Raw genomic sequence first — 17,012 nt, forward strand, 5'->3', positions numbered from 1 at the left:
ATCTGTGAAAAATTTTTTGAATATTTTGAAAAATTCGTTTGACAGCCCTGCAATCCGATCTTAATATGCGCCCCGTCCACAGCGATGAACGAAAACGAAACGCCAGGCACCCAGCCAGCGCTTCGGTTCAAAGCGACATTGTGGGGCTATAGCTCAGCTGGGAGAGCGCCTGCATGGCATGCAGGAGGTCAGCGGTTCGATCCCGCTTAGCTCCACCAAATTCCGTCTGGCAGCCAAGGCTGTCGGGCAAGACCGGGTCCAGCAACCGGGTCTTGAAGGTAAGAAGGTTCGTCCCCTTCGTCTAGTGGCCTAGGACACCGCCCTTTCACGGCGGTAACAGGGGTTCGAGTCCCCTAGGGGACGCCAGTTTTGCACAAGCGATGTTTCAGAATGTCGCTGGGCCGAGAGGCTAGAAATCCGGGGCTATAGCTCAGCTGGGAGAGCGCCTGCATGGCATGCAGGAGGTCAGCGGTTCGATCCCGCTTAGCTCCACCAATTTGCCGCGGTTCGCGAAAGCGGATCGGCACGAAGGTTACGTCCCCTTCGTCTAGTGGCCTAGGACACCGCCCTTTCACGGCGGTAACAGGGGTTCGAGTCCCCTAGGGGACGCCACTTTTCCTGCGTTTTGCAGGGCTTTAAAGGCTCGTCGATTACTGATGAGCCTTTTGTTTCGGGGCTATAGCTCAGCTGGGAGAGCGCCTGCATGGCATGCAGGAGGTCAGCGGTTCGATCCCGCTTAGCTCCACCATTTCTGCCGCGGTTCGCGTAAACGGATCGGCGCGAAGGTTACGTCCCCTTCGTCTAGTGGCCTAGGACACCGCCCTTTCACGGCGGTAACAGGGGTTCGAGTCCCCTAGGGGACGCCACGTTTACCCGCGTTTTGCGGGACTTTGAAGGCTCATTCGATTATTGAATGGGCCTTTTGTTTTTCTCCCCTAATCAAAATTTCGCGACCGACAGGCGGCTACAGATTCTGCTTGCCAAAAAATATTATGCGAATAATATTTCGATCATCATATTTTGATCGGCGAGTGGCCTGATGAGCGACAAGAAGAGCAGAACCCGCGAGCGCATTCTCGAGGCGGCGCGAAGTGCGTTGATCCAGCACGGCCCGGCCGAGCCCAGCGTCAGCCAGGTCATGGGTGCGGCAGGCCTGACCGTCGGTGGTTTCTACGCCCACTTCGACAGCAAGGACGAGTTGATGCTCGAAGCGTTCCGCCAGTTGCTGGGCGAGCGCCGCGCCTTGCTCGCACAGATCGACCCCAGCCTCGATGGTGCCGGACGGCGGGCGTTGGCCAGTGCTTTCTATCTGTCGCGCAAGCACCGTGATGCCGAAGTGCATGCCTGCCCGCTGCCCAATTCGCTGGGCGAGATGCAGCGCCTGCCAGAGGCCTTCCGCGAGGTTCTGGCCGAGCACATCGAGTTGATGGCAGCCGCCATGGTCGACCGCCCCGAGGACGCCGACAAGGCATTGGCCGACCTGGCCCTGATGGTTGGTGGCCTGGCGCTTGCCCGTGCCCTGGGCACCAGCGAACTGTCCGATCGTATTCTGCGCGCCGCCAAATCGGCGGTGCTTTGAGCCTGGAGCATGGCGATGACTACCCTGAGCTGGATTCGTGGTGTCAATGGAACCTTGGGCCGCCTGGCCCCCGAGCATGTTGCGGGCAGGATGCGCCGTGCCTTCATGACCCCTCGCAACCTGCCGCCACGGGATTGGGAGTTGCCCGTGCTGGCCAGCGCCGAGCGCATCACTTTGCGCTTCGGCTTGTCGGCCTTGCGCTGGGGCAAGGGGCCGACCGTGCTGATGATGCACGGCTGGGAGGGGCGCCCGAGCCAGTTTGCCGCGTTGATCGAAACCTTGGTCCAGGCGGGGCACACGGTGGTGTCGCTGGAGGGGCCGGGGCATGGCCGTTCGCCTGGCGAACAGGCAAATGTGGTGTTGTTTGCCCGAGCGCTGCTGGAAGCTGCCGCCGAGCTGCCGCCGCTGCGCGCGGTTATTGGCCATTCCATGGGCGGCGCCAGTGTATTGCTGGCCTTGCAGATGGGGCTGCGTACCGAGGCAGCGGTCAGCATCGCTGCCCCGGCGCGGCTATTGGGCGTACTGCGTGGCTTTGCCCATCGTCTGGGGCTGCCGGCGCGGGCGCGGGCTGCATTCATTCGTCAGGTGGAGCGGGATGTGGGCATGCAGATTGCGCGGCTGGATGTGACGGGTTACCAGTTGGAGTTGCCCGGGCTGGTGGTGCATGCCGCCGATGATGCCTTGGTCGCAGCCGATGAGGCCCGGGTTATCCACAAGGCCTGGTTCGATAACCGCCTGATGCTGCTTGAGGCGGGTGGCCACCAGCGCGTGCTGTCCGACCCGCGCCTGAGTGAAGCGGTGCTGGAGCTGCTGGCCCGGGCTGGCGCACCAGCGCGGCAAAGTGCCTGATGATGTTGCCTGTACTGGCCTCATCGCCGGCAAGCCAGCTCCCACAGGTACAGCGCAAGCCTTTGAACCAGCGCAGACCCTGTGGGAGCTGGCTTGCCGGCGATGAGGCCGGTAAATCCTCCACAAGGGCTGGACTTTTTTCTGCAGGGCCCTGCTAAATCCACTTTTGCTCCAAGGAAGCGAACATGAGCTGGGACCTGGCAACACCTTTCGTCATCGACCTGCGCGTCGGCAACGAGGATATCGACGGCCTCGGCCACGCCAACAACGCGGTCTACGTTACCTGGCTGGAGCGCTGCGCCTGGCGCCACTCCCAACGCCTGGGCCTGGACCTGGCCGAATATCGCCGACTGGACCGGGCCATGGCCGTGGTGCGCCACGAAATCGACTACCTGGCCGCTGCCTACGAGGATGACGAGTTGCAACTGGCCACCTGGATCATCAACTGGGACCAGCGCCTGCGCATGACCCGGCGCTTCCAGCTCAAGCGCCCGCGCGACGGCGTGACTTTGCTGCGCGCCCAGACCACCTTTGCCTGCATCGAGCTGTCCAGCGGCAAGCCCAAGCGCATGCCGGCGGAGTTCCTCGACGGTTACGGCCCGGCGCTGATCGGCGCCTGAAACACCGGCAATTTTTGTTAGACTGCCGGCTTTTTCCGCCGAGAACCTGACATGCAAATTGCCCTGGCCCCCATGGAGGGGCTGGTCGACAACATCCTGCGCGACGTGCTGACCCGCGTGGGCGGTATCGACTGGTGCGTCACCGAGTTCATTCGCGTGTGCGACCGCCTGCTGCCGCCTTCCTCGTTCGACAAGCTGGCGCCCGAGTTGCGCAATGGCGCACGGACCGCTGCAGGGGTACCAATGCGCGTGCAGTTGTTGGGTTCGGACCCTGTGTGCCTGGCGGAAAACGCCGCGCTGGCCTGCCAGTTGGGCGCGCCGGTGATAGACCTGAACTTTGGTTGCCCGGCCAAGACCGTGAACAAGTCGCGCGGTGGAGCGGTGCTGCTCAAGGAGCCGGAGCTGCTGCACGCTATTGTGCGTGAAGTGCGCCGTGCCGTGCCCGCACATATCCCGGTCACCTCGAAGATGCGCCTGGGTTTCGACAGCCCCGATGGCGCGCTGGAGTGTGCCACGGCGCTGGCCGAAGGTGGTTCGGCGCACCTGGTGGTGCATGCGCGGACGAAGGTCGAGGGCTACAAGCCCCCGGCCCACTGGGAGTGGGTGGCGCGGGTGCAGGATGTGGTCAAGGTGCCAGTGTTCGCCAACGGCGAGATCTGGACCGTGGACGACTGGCGGCGCTGTCGTGAGGTCAGTGGCGCCGAAGACATCATGCTGGGTCGTGGGCTGGTTTCGCGCCCCGATCTTGGGCTGCAGATTGCCGCGGCGCGTGACGGGCGGGAGTACCAGCCGATGAGCTGGGACGACCTGCTGCCGTTGCTTCGCGAGTTCTGGCGTCAGGCCCAGGCCAAGTTGTCGCCGCGCTATGCACCGGGGCGGATGAAGCAGTGGCTGGCGATGCTGACCCGCAGTTATCCCGAAGCGGTTGTGCTGTTTGCCGAATTGCGGCGGGAAGATGACTGTGCGCGGATCAGCCGGTTGCTGGGGGTTGAGGCGGTTTCCTTGGAGGCTTGTGTTGCCTGATCCGGCCCTTTCGCGGGTAAACCCGCTCCCACAGGTTCGGCGCAGGTTTTGGAATGTGTGAGCTCCCTGTGGGAGCGGGTTTACCCGCGAAGAGGCCGTCAAGCCCAACGCAGGAATCCAGATTTTTTCTGCTCCCCCCTTGAAAGCATTTCCCCCGGCCATATCTCTTGAGTACGCGATGCCGAAGTCGGGTCGCGTAATGACTTACTTGCTGAATCTCAGGAGTTCATGACCATGACTACCGCTTTCTCTCTCGCTCCACTGTTCCGCCATTCCGTTGGTTTCGACCGTTTCAACGACCTGTTCGAATCCGCGGCACGTAACGAGGCCGGTAGCAGCTACCCGCCCTACAATGTGGAAAAGCATGGCGATGACCACTACCGTATCGTGGTTGCTGCAGCCGGTTTCCAGGAAGAGGACCTCGACCTGCAGGTTGAAAAAGGTGTCCTGACCGTGACCGGTGGCAAGCGCGACAATGGCCCTGCTGAAGTGACCTACCTGCATCAGGGTATCGCGCAACGCGCCTTCAAGCTGTCGTTCCGCCTGGCCGACCATATCGAAGTCAAGGCCGCCGGCCTGGCCAATGGCCTGCTCAGCATCGACCTGCTGCGCATCGTGCCTGAAGAGGCCAAGGCCAAGCGCATTCCGATCAACGGCGACAAGCCAGCGCTGAACTGATCGTGTAGATGTGAAAAAGGGCACCCCCAGGGGTAATGCCAGTCAGTTAAGACTGACGCTTTGAGCTTTAGCCCGTAGGCCGCAAAATCCGATGCTTGGAAACGAGCATCGGATTTTTTATGCGCCTGTCACAAGCCCTCTCCCTCACTCACGAAATGGCATCGCGGCCACATGCCCTCGAGGGGCTGGGGGCGTTGCTCGATCCTGATCTTGTGCAACAAGCTTTTGAGACGGCAGGTGTCGCGACCATTCGCAAGCGACGCCTCCCGCTTGAGAGCCTGGTGTGGTGCATCATCGGCATGGCGCTGTTCCGCCGTATGTCGGCTTGGGATGTCGTAAACCACATGGACATCATGCTGCCGGGCAAGAGGCCTCTGGTGGCCCCCAGTGCTGTTGTACAAGGGCGGCAGCGACTGGGCAGTGAAGCTGTACGTGAAGTTTTCACGCTCACTCAGCAGCGGTGGCACGAAGAAACCAAGCACCCGCACTGGTTGGGCTTGACGCTGCTTGGTGTGGACGGTGTTGTCTGGAGTACGCCTGACACAGCTGAAAACCGTGCGTTTTACGGGGGCGCTACCAATCAGCATGGGGATGGCGGTTTTCCTCAGGTTAGGATGGTCTGCCAGATGGAGCTGACCAGCCACTTACTGATAAACAGCACTTTCGAGAGCTACCACAGTAGTGAAATGAAGCTGGCAGAGCAGCTGATCGCGACCACGCCGAACCACTCGCTGACCCTGTTCGATAAAGGTTTCTATTCGTTGGGCTTGCTGCACCACTGGCAGTCACAAGGTGAGCATCGACACTGGCTGATCCCTGTGAAAAAGGGCACTCAGTACGAGGTGGAACACACGCTAGGACGCAACGATGCCGTGGTCGTCCTGCGCACATCGCCCCAGGCCCGCAAGCAATGGCCAGGCTTGCCGCTGGAAATGCGGGCACGACTGCTGAGCAAAACAATCAAAGGAAAGGTTGTGAGTGTCTTGACCTCAATGACCGATGCGCAGCGCTTCCCTGGCGATGAGATCGTTGATCTTTACAGTCAGCGCTGGGAAATCGAGCTGGGTTATCGGGAGATCAAACAAGGACTTCTGGGGGGCGAATACACCCTGAGAAGCAAGACGCCGGAGATGATTGCGCAAGAGCTGTGGGGCGTGCTGTTGGGCTACAACCTATTGCGTTATCAGATGGTGCAGATGTCGAGACAGTGCCCAGGCGTGTACCCATGCGAGATGAGCTTTACCGCTTGTAGCTGGGCGATTCTGGGCTTGCTGCATGGCACGTCATTAAACCATCCCGGCAACTTGCCAGGTTTTTTGGCAGATCTGCAGGCGTCAGCGGCTCAGTATGTCCTACCCCATCGGCGACCCGATCGATGGTTCCCCAGAGTGGTGAAGCAGCGCCCTGCAAAATATCCGACCCGAAAATGAAAATGCCAGTCAGCTTAACTGACTGGCATTACCCCCAGGGGTGCCCTTTTTATTGTGATCGCCTGAAGGCCGCTCCCACAGGAATCGCATCTGCATCGGTTTCAGTAATCCGCCGGCGCCTCCAGCAACATCTGCCGGAATTCCGGCAACGGCAGCGGTCGGCTGTGCAAGTACCCCTGGTACAGGTGGCACCCCAGCCGTTCAAGGAACTCCAGCTGTTCGGTCAGCTCCACCCCTTCGGCAATCACCGTCAGATCCAGGCTGCGAGCCATGGCGACGATGGCGCGGACGATTTCGGCGTCGTTGGGGTCTTCCGGCGCATCGCGCACGAAGGTCTGGTCGATCTTCAGCGCATCCACTGGCAGGCGTTTCAGGTAGGTCAGCGAGGAATAACCGGTGCCGAAGTCATCCATGGCAAAGCTCACCCCGTAGCGCTTCAGCTCGCGCATCTTGCTGATGGTGTCCTCCAGGTTCTGGATGACGATGCCTTCGGTAATTTCCAGCGTCAGCATTCGCCGTGGCAGGCGGTAATCGTCCAGGCTGCGCAGCACCCGCCCGACAAAGTCGTTCTGGCGGAACTGCCGTGGGCTGATGTTCACGCACAAGCTGAAATCATCGGCGTCGATCAGCCCGTCGCCGAGCATGCGTGCGCAAGCATCGCAAGCTTCGTCGAGGATCCAGCTGCCAACCTCCAGGATCAGGCCGCTTTCTTCCAGCACCTGAATGAATTGCGCCGGTGGTTGCTGACCCAGTTGCGGATGATGCCAGCGCAGCAGCACCTCGGCACCGACGATGCGGTTGTCGCGCGCATCCACCTGCGGCTGGAAGTGCAGCGCCAACTCGCCGCGGGCCAAGGCCAGGCGCAGGTCGTTCTCCATGCGCAGGCGCTCGCTGGCAGCTTTCTGCATGGTGGTATGAAACAGCTGGGTGGTGTTGCGCCCGGAATCCTTGGCACGGTACAGGGCGATATCGGCACGCTTGAGCAGGTCGGCCGGGGTGGCGCCGTGGTCAGGGATCAGCGCCACGCCGATGCTGGGTGTTACCTGCAGGCGCTGGCCATCCAGCGACATCGGCTCGGCCAGCAGTTCGCGCAGGGTATCGGCCAGCCCGCGGACTTTCTCTTCGACCAGCTCGCGGCTGCCTTCCAGGCCGCTGAGCAATACCACGAACTCATCGCCACCCAGGCGCGCCACGGTGTCTTCCAGGCGCACACTGGCTTCCAGCCGCGCTGTGATGATCTTCAGCACCGTGTCGCCCACCGGGTGGCCCAGCGAGTCGTTGATGTGCTTGAAGTGGTCGAGGTCGAGGAACAGCAGGGCGCCGCGCAGGTTGTGGCGCCTGAGCAGGGCGATCTGCTGGCTCAGGCGGTCCATCAGCAGGGCGCGGTTGGGCAGGTTGGTCAGCGGGTCGTGGTAGGCCAGGTGGCGAATCTGTGCCTGGGCGTTTTTCAGCTGGCTGACATCGCGGGCGGTCACCAGCAGGCAGTCCACCTCATTGAGGGTGATCGGCTCCACCGACACCTCCACAGTGAGGATGTCACCGCGCTTGTTGCGCCCGAGCATCTCGCGATGATGCACCCGGCCACGCTCGCGCAACTCGGCCAGCAGGGCGCTGCGCTGCTTGTCGTCGGCCCAGATGCCGATCTCGTACACCGTGCGGCCGACCACGTCGGCGGCGTTGTAGCCGGTCAGGCGGCAGAAACCGTCGTTGATTTCCAGGTAGCGACCGCTGTAGCGTTCGGTGATGGTGATGGCGTCAGGGCTGGAGTGGAAGGCCTTGGCAAACTTCTCCTCGCTGGACTTCAGCGCCGCCTCGGCGCGCTGCTGCTGGGTGATGTCACGCAGGGTGGTAACACTGCAAGGCTGGTCATCGACGGTGATCAGGCGGCTGGAAATCACGCAGGTCAGCGGTGCCCCATTGCGGTGGTTGACCACTACGGCGACGTTGCTAAGGGCCTGTTCGCGGATTACCCGCTCTATGCGTTGCGCGCGCTCGATGGACTCCGCCCACAGGCCGATTTCCTCGGCGGTGCGGCCGATTACCTGCTCGGTGCTCCAGCCGAAGGTCTGGGTGAACGCCGGATTGATCTCGATGAACTGCCCGGTGTCCTGGCGGGTGACACAGATTGGGTCGGGGCTTACCTGGAACAGGCTGGCGAACTTCTCTTCCGAAGCGCTCAGGCGCTGTTCGCGCTCCACCTGGTCGGTGATGTCGAGCAAAGTGCCAGCCATGCGCAGCGGGTTGCCCTGCTCGTCGCGGTACAGCCGGGCGCGGCTTTCGATGTAGCGCGAAATGCCGTTTTCCAGCTGTACCCGGTAGGTGATCTGGTAGTTGCCGGCAGGTCCTTCGCGCAGGCTACGGTAGGCCTGGCGCATCGAATTGCGCTCTTGCTCCGGGACCCCTTCGAAAAACGCGTCGAACGATTCGTGAAACGGGATGGGCGGCAGGCCGTGCAGCTGTGCGGCGCGCGCCGAACCGTACAGCATGCCGCTGGGAATATGCCAGTCCCAGGTGCCCAGCTGTGCCGAATCCAGGGCCAGGTCCAGGCGCTCCTGGCTGTCCTTCAAGGCCTGCTCGGCACGTTTGCGCTCGGTGGTGTCGATAAAGGTGCTGAGCAGGAAGGTTCCGCCCTCCAGTTCGATGCCCTGGGTACAGAGGATGCCGTCATGCACCTTGCCGCTGGTAGCGCGGAACTGTACTTCCATTATCAAAGGGCCAGTGTTGCCACGGGTCGACTCCAGCAACTGGTGGCGCTGTTCGGGGTTTGCCCACAGGCCAAGCTCCAGGCTGGTCTTGCCGATCACCTGGCTACCGGGCCAGCCGAACATGTCTTCGAAGTGCTGGTTGACCTCGAAGATCATGCCGTCGTGGCGTCGGGTGAGCAAAATGGCATTGGGGCTGAGGTGGAACAGGGTAGCGAAGCGTTTTTCCGAATTGATCAACGCCGTTTCCCGCTCGCGCTGGCGGGTGATTTCACGGATCACCCCGATCATCTGCGGCCGGCCGTTCGGGTCGTGGGTCAGGCTGCCGTTGATCTCCAGCCAGTGCAGGCTGCCGTCCGGCCAGCGGATACGGTGGCGCATGGCCTGTTCCACCGGTTCGCCGTTGAACACTGCCTGGAACACCTGGCGTGTGCGCGCACGGTCTTCCTCCGGCAGCAGGTCGAGGTAGTCGATATCCGCGGGGAGCGGGCGCTGCGGGTCGAAGCCGAACAGGGCCTGGGTGCCCCGTGACCAGCTCACCCGGCCGCTGTCGATATCCCATAGCCAGGCACCCAGCCGCGCGCCGTTGAGTGCGGCCAGCAACTGTGGGGCGTTCTGCCAGGCCTGTTCCGACTCCTGAGGGTCGGCCGCTGGTATGCGCGGCAGGCGCAAAAAGCGATTCGCTGATTTGGGCATCGGTACCAGACCTTTGGCGTATGACGCGTCCTTGGAGGTGGCAATACCGGGCTGACGACCGGTCAAGCGGGCCCCGCGTGGCTGTCGAGCAGGGCCATGAATGCCCTGGCCGCGTTCGAAAGCGTACGCTCCGTGTGCAAAATGTAGCCTAGCTGGCGAGACAGCTGTATGCCCGGCAATGCGATGGGTGCAACCTGTTCGTCGAGCATGGTGCGCGGCAGCACGCTCCAGGCCAGGCCGATGGACACCATCATTTTGATGGTTTCCAGATAGTTGGTACTCATGGCGATGTTCGGCGTCAGGCCCTGGCTTTCGAATAGGCGCTGAACAATGTGGTGGGTAAAAGTGTTGCCGCCGGGGAACACGGCCGGGTGGCGGGCGACGTCGGCCAGGCTGACCGCTTGGTTGTTGGCCAGCGGGTGCTCGGGAGCGGCGACGAAGTCCAGGGCGTCGTCCCATACCGGCACGGCCTTGACCAAGTGGTGCGGCTCGGGTGCCAAGGTGATAACGGCAATCTCCGCGCGGCCATGGAGGATTTCGTCGTAGGCCGCTTCCGAATCCATGAACTGAATATCCAGCGCCACTGCAGGGTATTCCCGGGTGAAGGCCCGCAGCAGCGGGGGAAGGCGGTGCAAGCCGATATGGTGGCTGGTGGCAAGGGTCAGCCGACCACTCACTTCCCCGGTCAAATTGGTCAGCGCGCGCCGGGTATCATCGAGGACGTTGAGGATCTGGTAGGCGCGGGGAAGCAGGGCGCGGCCCGCCTCGGTCAGGGTCACCTCGCGGCCCAGCCGGTCGAACAGGCGCACATCCAGTTGCTGTTCCAGTCCGGCGATGCGTTTGCTGACGGCCGGTTGAGTCAGGAACAGGCGGTCGGCCGCCCCGGAAAAACTACCGGTTTCGGCAATCGCGATGAAGGCGCTAAGGTTGGCCAGATCCATGGGGTCGCATTCCTGTTGGTTATCCAAAGCATAAAAATTATGAATTTGAGTTATTCAATCTAACCCCCTAGCATCGACCGCACAAGCCAAGGGGTCTTTGGCATAGAAAGACGCTGATGAGGAACAGTCTGATGGCTGGCAAAACGCTCTACGACAAACTCTGGGAAGCCCATGAGGTCAAGCGCCGTGATGACGGCTCGTCCTTGATCTACATCGACCGTCACATCATCCACGAAGTGACGTCGCCCCAGGCCTTCGAAGGCCTGCGCCTGGCCAACCGCAAACCTTGGCGCATCGACGCCAACATCGCCACGCCTGACCACAACGTGCCGACCACGCCAGAGCGCAAGGGCGGTATCGAGGCCATCGTCGACCAGGTGTCGCGCCTGCAGGTGCAGACCCTCGACGAGAACTGTGACGAATACGGCATCGTCGAATTCAAGATGAATGACGAGCGTCAAGGCATCGTCCACGTCATCAGCCCGGAGCAGGGTGCCACCTTGCCTGGCATGACTGTGGTCTGCGGTGACTCGCACACCTCTACCCACGGCGCCTTCGGTGCCCTGGCCCACGGCATCGGCACCTCCGAAGTGGAGCACGTGCTCGCTACCCAGTGCCTGGTCGCCAAGAAGATGAAGAACATGCTGGTGCGCGTGGAAGGCCAGTTGCCTGCCGGCGTAACCGCCAAGGACATCGTCCTGGCCGTGATCGGCAAGATCGGTACCGCCGGTGGTAACGGCCACGCCATGGAATTTGCTGGCAGCGCCATCCGCGAATTGTCGATGGAAGGCCGCATGACCATCTGCAACATGTCCATCGAAGCCGGTGCCCGCGTAGGCCTGGTGGCGGTGGACGACACCACTGTTGCCTATGTCGAAGGCCGCCCGTACGCGCCGAAGGGCGAGCAGTGGAAGCAGGCGGTCGAAGCCTGGAAAGGCCTGGTCTCCGACGCTGACGCGGTGTTCGACACCGTGGTCGAGCTCGACGCTGCGCAAATCAAGCCGCAGGTCAGCTGGGGCACTTCGCCGGAGATGGTCCTCGCTGTCGACCAGCGCGTGCCGGACCCGGCTGCCGAGCCTGACCTGATCAAACGTGGTTCGATCGAGCGTGCCCTCAAGTACATGGGCCTCGCCGCCAACCAGGCGATCACCGATATCAAGCTCGACCGCGTGTTCATCGGTTCGTGCACCAACTCGCGTATCGAAGACCTGCGCGCTGCCGCCGAAATCGCCAAGGGCCGCAAGGTCGCTGCCAACGTCAAGCAGGCGCTGGTGGTGCCGGGCTCGGGCTTGGTCAAGGCCCAGGCCGAGCGCGAAGGCCTGGACAAGATCTTCCTCGAGGCCGGTTTCGAATGGCGTGAGCCAGGCTGCTCGATGTGCCTGGCGATGAACCCGGACCGCCTGGAGAGCGGCGAGCACTGCGCGTCCACCTCCAACCGCAACTTCGAAGGCCGTCAGGGTGCCGGTGGCCGTACCCACCTGGTCAGCCCGGCCATGGCCGCCGCCGCCGCGGTGACCGGCCACTTCATCGATGTCCGCGAGTTGATCCAAGGGAGCGCAGCATGAAAGCCTTTACCCAGCACACTGGCCTCGTCGCACCGTTGGACCGTGCCAACGTCGACACCGACCAGATCATCCCCAAGCAGTTTTTGAAGTCGATCAAGCGCACCGGCTTCGGCCCCAACCTGTTCGACGAGTGGCGTTACCTGGATGTGGGCCAGCCTTACCAGGACAACAGCAAGCGCCCGCTGAACAAGGAGTTTGTGCTCAACCACGAACGCTACCAGGGTGCCAGCGTGTTGCTGGCGCGCGAGAACTTCGGTTGCGGCTCCAGCCGTGAGCACGCCCCGTGGGCGCTGGACGAGTACGGCTTCCGCAGCGTGATCGCGCCGAGCTTTGCCGACATCTTCTTCAACAACAGCTTCAAGAACGGCTTGCTGCCGATCATCCTCAGCGACGAGGAAGTAGACGAGTTGTTCAAGCAGGTCGAAGCCATCCCGGGCTATCAGCTGACCATCGACCTGCAGGCGCAGGCGGTGACCCGTCCGGATGGCAAGGTGCTGCACTTCGAGATCGATGCGTTCCGCAAGCACTGCCTGCTCAACGGCCTGGACGACATCGGCCTGACCCTGCAGGACAGCGATGCGATCAAAGCCTTCGAGGGCAAGCACCGCGCCGGGCAGCCTTGGCTGTTCCGTGATGCCTGAAGTTTGCAGGTGACAGTACCGGCCTCTTCGCGGGCACGCCCGCTCCCACAGGTACAGCGCAGGATTCGAAACCTGTAGAGGTCCTGTGGGAGCGGGTTTACCCGCGAAAGGGCCGGTACAGGCAGCAGAAAGACCAAAAGGATCGAGACATGACCAGCACCCAGCACACCGATGTGGTCCAACGCCAGTTCGGCGAACAGGCCAGCGCCTATCTCAGCAGCGCCGTGCACGCCCAAGGCAGTGAATTCGGCCTGCTGCAAGACGCGCTGGCAGGGCGGGGCCATGCCCGCTTGCTCGACCTTGGTTGCGGTGCCGGTCATGTCAGTTTCCATGTCGCCCCTCTGGTTGCCGAAGTGGTCGCCTACGACCTCTCGCAAGCCATGCTCGACGTGGTCGCCAGTGCCGCCGCCGAGCGCGGCCTGGCCAATATCACCACCGAGCGCGGTGCTGCCGAACGCCTGCCGTTTGCCGACGCCTCGTTCGACTTCGTCTTCAGCCGCTACTCGGCCCACCACTGGAGCGACCTGGGCCTGGCCTTGCGCGAAGTGCGCCGAGTGCTCAAGCCGGGTGGCGTGGCGGCGTTCATCGACGTCATGTCGCCGGGCAGCCCGCTGCTCGACACCTACCTGCAAACGGTCGAAGTACTGCGCGACACCAGCCACGTGCGCGATTATTCCGCTGCCGAATGGCAACGCCAGGTCAGCGAGGCTGGCCTGCATGTGCGCAGCCACACTCGCCAGCCGCTGCGCCTGGAGTTTTCCAGCTGGGTCGAGCGCATGCGCACCCCCGAGCCAATGCGCGTGGCAATTCGCCAATTGCAGCAAGCCATGGGTGAAGAAGTACGGCAGTATTACCAGATCGAGGCCGATGGTTCGTTCAGCACCGATGTGCTGGTGTTGTGGGCCGAGCGTTAAGAACTTTTCGGTGGGGCCCGCTTGGCCGCACCGCGTGATTGGATAGAGGAAAGCATGAGCAAGCAGATTCTGATTCTCCCAGGTGACGGTATCGGCCCGGAAATCATGGCCGAGGCGGTCAAGGTGCTGGAGCTGGCCAACGACAAGTTCCAGCTCGGCTTCAGCCTGGAGCACGATGTGATCGGTGGCGCCGCCATCGACAAGCACGGCGTGCCGCTGGCCGACGAGACCCTGGAGCGTGCGCGCAAGGCCGATGCCGTGCTGCTGGGCGCCGTGGGCGGGCCGAAGTGGGACAAGATCGAGCGTGACATTCGCCCCGAGCGCGGCCTGCTGAAAATCCGTTCGCAACTGGGCCTGTTCGCCAACCTGCGCCCGGCCATCCTCTACCCGCAACTGGCCGATGCCTCGTCGCTCAAGCCAGAGATCGTTTCCGGCCTGGACATCCTCATCGTCCGTGAGCTGACCGGCGGTATCTACTTCGGTGCCCCGCGTGGCCAGCGCGAGCTGGAAGGCGGCGAGCGCCAGGCCTACGACACCCTGCCGTACAGCGAAAGCGAAGTGCGCCGCATTGCCCGTGTCGGTTTCGACATGGCCCGCGTGCGCGGCAAGAAGCTGTGCTCGGTGGACAAGGCCAACGTCCTGGCTTCCAGCCAGCTGTGGCGTGAAGTGGTCGAGGACGTGGCCAAGGACTACCCGGATGTTGAACTGAGCCACATGTACGTCGACAACGCCGCCATGCAGCTGGTGCGTGCGCCCAAGCAGTTCGATGTGATGGTGACCGACAACATGTTCGGTGACATTCTGTCGGATGAAGCTTCCATGCTGACCGGTTCCATCGGCATGCTGCCTTCGGCGTCGCTGGATGCCGACAACAAGGGCATGTACGAGCCGTGCCACGGCTCGGCCCCGGACATCGCAGGCCTTGGCATCGCCAACCCGCTGGCGACCATCCTGTCGGTGTCGATGATGCTGCGTTACAGCTTCAATCAGTCGGCTGCCGCCGAGGCGATCGAGAAGGCCGTGAGCCTGGTCCTGGACCAGGGGCTGCGCACCGGCGACATCTTCTCGGAAGGCTGCCGCAAAGTTGGTACGCAGGAAATGGGCGACGCAGTAGTCGCAGCGCTGCGGAATCTGTAATCTCTCTGGCCCGCCACCCAAAATTCCCGGTGGCGGCCCACTTTTAGCAAAGGTGTAGTTGCGATGAAACGTGTAGGTCTGATCGGTTGGCGCGGTATGGTCGGTTCCGTGCTCATGCAGCGGATGCTGGAGGAGCAGGATTTCGACCTCATCGAGCCGGTGTTCTTCACCACCTCCAATGTTGGCGGCCAGGGCCCGAACGTGGGCAAGGATACAGCTCCGCTCAAGGATGCTTATTCGATCGAAGAACTCAAGACCCTCGACGTTATCCTGACCTGCCAGGGCGGCGACTACACCAACGAGGTCTTCCCCAAGCTGCGTGAAGCCGGCTGGCAGGGTTACTGGATCGACGCCGCCTCGTCCCTGCGCATGCAGGATGACGCGGTGATCATCCTCGACCCGGTCAACCGCAAGGTCATCGACCAGCAGCTGGACGCGGGTACCAAGAACTACATCGGCGGCAATTGCACCGTCAGCCTGATGCTGATGGGCCTGGGTGGCCTGTTCGAAGCCGGCCTGGTCGAGTGGATGAGCGCCATGACCTACCAGGCGGCCTCGGGTGCCGGTGCGCAGAACATGCGCGAGCTGATCAAGCAGATGGGTGCTACCCATGCTGCCGTCGCCGATGACCTGGCCAACCCGGCCAGCGCCATCCTCGACATCGACCGCAAGGTTGCCGAGACCATGCGCAGCGAAGCGTTCCCGACCGAGAACTTTGGCGTGCCACTGGCTGGCAGCCTGATCCCGTGGATCGACAAGGAACTGCCGAACGGCCAGAGCCGTGAAGAGTGGAAGGCCCAGGCCGAGACCAACAAGATCCTCGGCCGCTTCAAGAGCCCGATCCCGGTCGACGGCATCTGCGTGCGCATCGGCGCCATGCGTTGCCACAGCCAGGCGCTGACCATCAAACTGAACAAGGACGTGCCGCTGGCCGATATCGAAGGCATGATCAGCCAGCACAACCCTTGGGTGAAGCTGGTACCTAACCAGCGTGAAATCAGCATGCAGGAGCTGACACCGACCAAGGTTACCGGCACCCTGAACATCCCGGTTGGCCGCCTGCGCAAGCTGAACATGGGGTCCCAGTACCTGGGCGCGTTCACCGTAGGTGACCAGCTGCTGTGGGGCGCGGCCGAGCCGCTGCGCCGCATGCTGCGGATTCTGTTGGAGCGTTGATCGCTCCGGTTTGACCGAAAACCCGCGCTGGCGACAGCGCGGGTTTTTTTATTTCCGATCCATCCTGGCCGGCCCGGCTCTTCTCTGCTTTCGCTTTCGCTTTTGCTTCTAGGCGCGCGCCGCCGTCGCGAATGAATGCCTTCTCGATGTGAATGCCCACATCCAAAAGGCCAAAAGGCCAAAAGGCCAAAAGGCCAAAAGGCCAAAAAGCCAAAAAGCCAAAAAGCCAAAAAGCCAAAAAGCCAAAAAGCTTAAGCGTAAGCGTCCGGCGAACTCACCTTCCGAACTCCAGCTTTAAGGGTGATGGTGTCCGCGTATTTTTAAGCGGACGCGATCACCCTTATCGCCAGGATTTCCATGCGCCAGCGAAGCTCTTATCCGAAACCGTTCAAAGCCCAGGTCGTTCAAGAATGCCTGCAACCTGGCGCAACTGTGTCCAGTGTCGCCATCAGTCACGGCATAAATGCCAACGTCATCCGCAAATGGCTGCCGCTATATCGAGATCAGCCCACAGCGGCTTCACTACCGGCATTCGTCCCGCTAAAAGCCGCGCCTAAACGGCCAGTCGAAGCGTCAGTGATTATCGAGTTGCCCATGGCCGGGCAAGTGATCACGGTGAAATGGCCAACCTCAGATCCCGACGGCTGCGCGCAATTTATCAGGGCTGTCGCTCAATGATCCGCATTGATGCGATCTGGCTGGCCACCGAGCCGATGGATATGCGCGCCGGTACCGAAACGGCATTGGCCCGAGTGATCGCGGTGTTCGGTGCGGCGAAGCCGCACTGCGCTTATCTGTTCGCCAATCGCCGGGCTAACCGGATGAAAGTGCTGGTGCACGATGGCGTGGGTGTCTGGCTTGCCGCGCGGCGCCTGAATCAAGGCAAGTTTCACTGGCCCGGCATTCGTCATGGTTGCGAGGTCGAACTCGATAGTGAACAACTCCAGGCCTTGGTGCTGGGCTTGCCGTGGCAGCGCGTTGGCGCAGGCGGTGTGATCAGCATGCTGTAACCGCCGTGCATTTGGCCGGTCTACGTGTCGTCGTCACGTGCCTGCTCTGGC

The 17,012-nt window shown here is 62.2% G+C and carries 15 protein-coding genes and 6 tRNA genes; 19 read left to right on the forward strand and 2 right to left on the reverse strand.

Annotated features, from left to right (window positions below):
* Positions 1-142 precede the first annotated feature (142 nt).
* The 12 genes from KDB76_RS08635 (at position 143) to KDB76_RS08690 (ending at position 6,179) form a co-directional block, all read left to right on the forward strand.
* Positions 143-218: transfer RNA gene (locus tag KDB76_RS08635), tRNA-Ala, on the forward strand.
* Positions 219-290: 72 nt separating this feature from the next.
* Positions 291-366, forward strand: a tRNA-Glu gene (locus KDB76_RS08640).
* 53 nt (positions 367-419) lie between these two features.
* Positions 420-495 (forward strand) — tRNA-Ala (locus KDB76_RS08645).
* Positions 496-536: 41 nt separating this feature from the next.
* Positions 537-612, forward strand: a tRNA-Glu gene (locus KDB76_RS08650).
* A 60-nt stretch (positions 613-672) separates the two neighbouring features.
* A tRNA-Ala gene (locus KDB76_RS08655) sits at positions 673-748 on the forward strand.
* 42 nt (positions 749-790) lie between these two features.
* A tRNA-Glu gene (locus tag KDB76_RS08660) sits at positions 791-866 on the forward strand.
* Positions 867-1,039: 173 nt separating this feature from the next.
* Positions 1,040-1,579 (forward strand): TetR/AcrR family transcriptional regulator, encoded by a 540-nt coding sequence (locus tag KDB76_RS08665; protein WP_013971594.1) that lies wholly within the window; start codon positions 1,040-1,042, stop codon positions 1,577-1,579.
* Between the two features lie 15 nt (positions 1,580-1,594).
* Positions 1,595-2,428 carry an alpha/beta fold hydrolase gene (locus tag KDB76_RS08670; protein ID WP_038409130.1) on the forward strand — a complete coding sequence of 278 codons (834 nt, stop codon included), beginning with the start codon at positions 1,595-1,597 and terminating at the stop codon, positions 2,426-2,428.
* Positions 2,429-2,613: 185 nt separating this feature from the next.
* Complete coding sequence (locus tag KDB76_RS08675; RefSeq protein WP_013971596.1) at positions 2,614-3,048, forward strand: thioesterase family protein; 435 nt, start codon at positions 2,614-2,616, stop codon at positions 3,046-3,048.
* A gap of 51 nt (positions 3,049-3,099) precedes the next feature.
* On the forward strand, positions 3,100-4,071 hold the full coding sequence (locus tag KDB76_RS08680; RefSeq protein ID WP_023660793.1) for a tRNA-dihydrouridine synthase: 972 nt from the start codon (positions 3,100-3,102) through the stop codon (positions 4,069-4,071).
* A 234-nt stretch (positions 4,072-4,305) separates the two neighbouring features.
* Positions 4,306-4,749, forward strand: coding sequence for an Hsp20 family protein (locus KDB76_RS08685; protein WP_003260273.1), 444 nt, complete (start codon positions 4,306-4,308; stop codon positions 4,747-4,749).
* Between the two features lie 119 nt (positions 4,750-4,868).
* Entirely contained in the window at positions 4,869-6,179 is a 1,311-nt protein-coding gene (locus tag KDB76_RS08690) for an IS4 family transposase (protein WP_024086280.1), read from the forward strand.
* 101 nt (positions 6,180-6,280) lie between these two features.
* Here KDB76_RS08690 and KDB76_RS08695 read toward each other — a convergent pair whose 3' ends face one another.
* Positions 6,281-9,577 carry a PAS domain S-box protein gene (locus KDB76_RS08695; protein ID WP_023660792.1) on the reverse strand — a complete coding sequence of 1,099 codons (3,297 nt, stop codon included), beginning with the start codon at positions 9,575-9,577 and terminating at the stop codon, positions 6,281-6,283.
* Positions 9,578-9,639: 62 nt separating this feature from the next.
* The gene (locus KDB76_RS08700; RefSeq protein WP_003260272.1) at positions 9,640-10,518 is read right to left on the reverse strand and encodes a LysR family transcriptional regulator; all 879 of its coding nucleotides are present in this window, start codon (positions 10,516-10,518) and stop codon (positions 9,640-9,642) included.
* 131 nt (positions 10,519-10,649) lie between these two features.
* Here KDB76_RS08700 and leuC point away from each other — a divergent pair, with 131 nt between their 5' ends.
* The 7 genes from leuC (at position 10,650) to tnpB (ending at position 16,961) form a co-directional block, all read left to right on the forward strand.
* Positions 10,650-12,083, forward strand: a complete 1,434-nt coding sequence (gene leuC, locus KDB76_RS08705; protein ID WP_013971600.1) for a 3-isopropylmalate dehydratase large subunit — start codon at positions 10,650-10,652, stop codon at positions 12,081-12,083.
* Positions 12,080-12,724 (forward strand): 3-isopropylmalate dehydratase small subunit, encoded by a 645-nt coding sequence (gene leuD / locus KDB76_RS08710; RefSeq protein WP_015269431.1) that lies wholly within the window; start codon positions 12,080-12,082, stop codon positions 12,722-12,724. The genes leuC and leuD overlap by 4 nt, the downstream gene beginning before the upstream one ends.
* A 149-nt stretch (positions 12,725-12,873) precedes the next feature.
* On the forward strand, positions 12,874-13,638 hold the full coding sequence (locus KDB76_RS08715; RefSeq protein ID WP_023660791.1) for a class I SAM-dependent methyltransferase: 765 nt from the start codon (positions 12,874-12,876) through the stop codon (positions 13,636-13,638).
* A gap of 54 nt (positions 13,639-13,692) precedes the next feature.
* Entirely contained in the window at positions 13,693-14,775 is a 1,083-nt protein-coding gene (leuB, locus tag KDB76_RS08720) for a 3-isopropylmalate dehydrogenase (RefSeq protein ID WP_013971603.1), read from the forward strand.
* A gap of 63 nt (positions 14,776-14,838) precedes the next feature.
* Entirely contained in the window at positions 14,839-15,951 is a 1,113-nt protein-coding gene (gene asd, locus KDB76_RS08725) for an aspartate-semialdehyde dehydrogenase (protein ID WP_023660790.1), read from the forward strand.
* A gap of 357 nt (positions 15,952-16,308) precedes the next feature.
* Positions 16,309-16,629 carry a transposase gene (locus tag KDB76_RS08730; protein ID WP_096010317.1) on the forward strand — a complete coding sequence of 107 codons (321 nt, stop codon included), beginning with the start codon at positions 16,309-16,311 and terminating at the stop codon, positions 16,627-16,629.
* Positions 16,626-16,961, forward strand: coding sequence for an IS66 family insertion sequence element accessory protein TnpB (gene tnpB / locus KDB76_RS29720; protein WP_004575513.1), 336 nt, complete (start codon positions 16,626-16,628; stop codon positions 16,959-16,961). The genes KDB76_RS08730 and tnpB overlap by 4 nt, the downstream gene beginning before the upstream one ends.
* Positions 16,962-17,012 lie beyond the last annotated feature (51 nt).

This window comes from Pseudomonas sp. JS425 (assembly GCF_018223845.1).
Classification (GTDB): Bacteria; Pseudomonadota; Gammaproteobacteria; order Pseudomonadales; family Pseudomonadaceae; genus Aquipseudomonas; species Aquipseudomonas asiatica.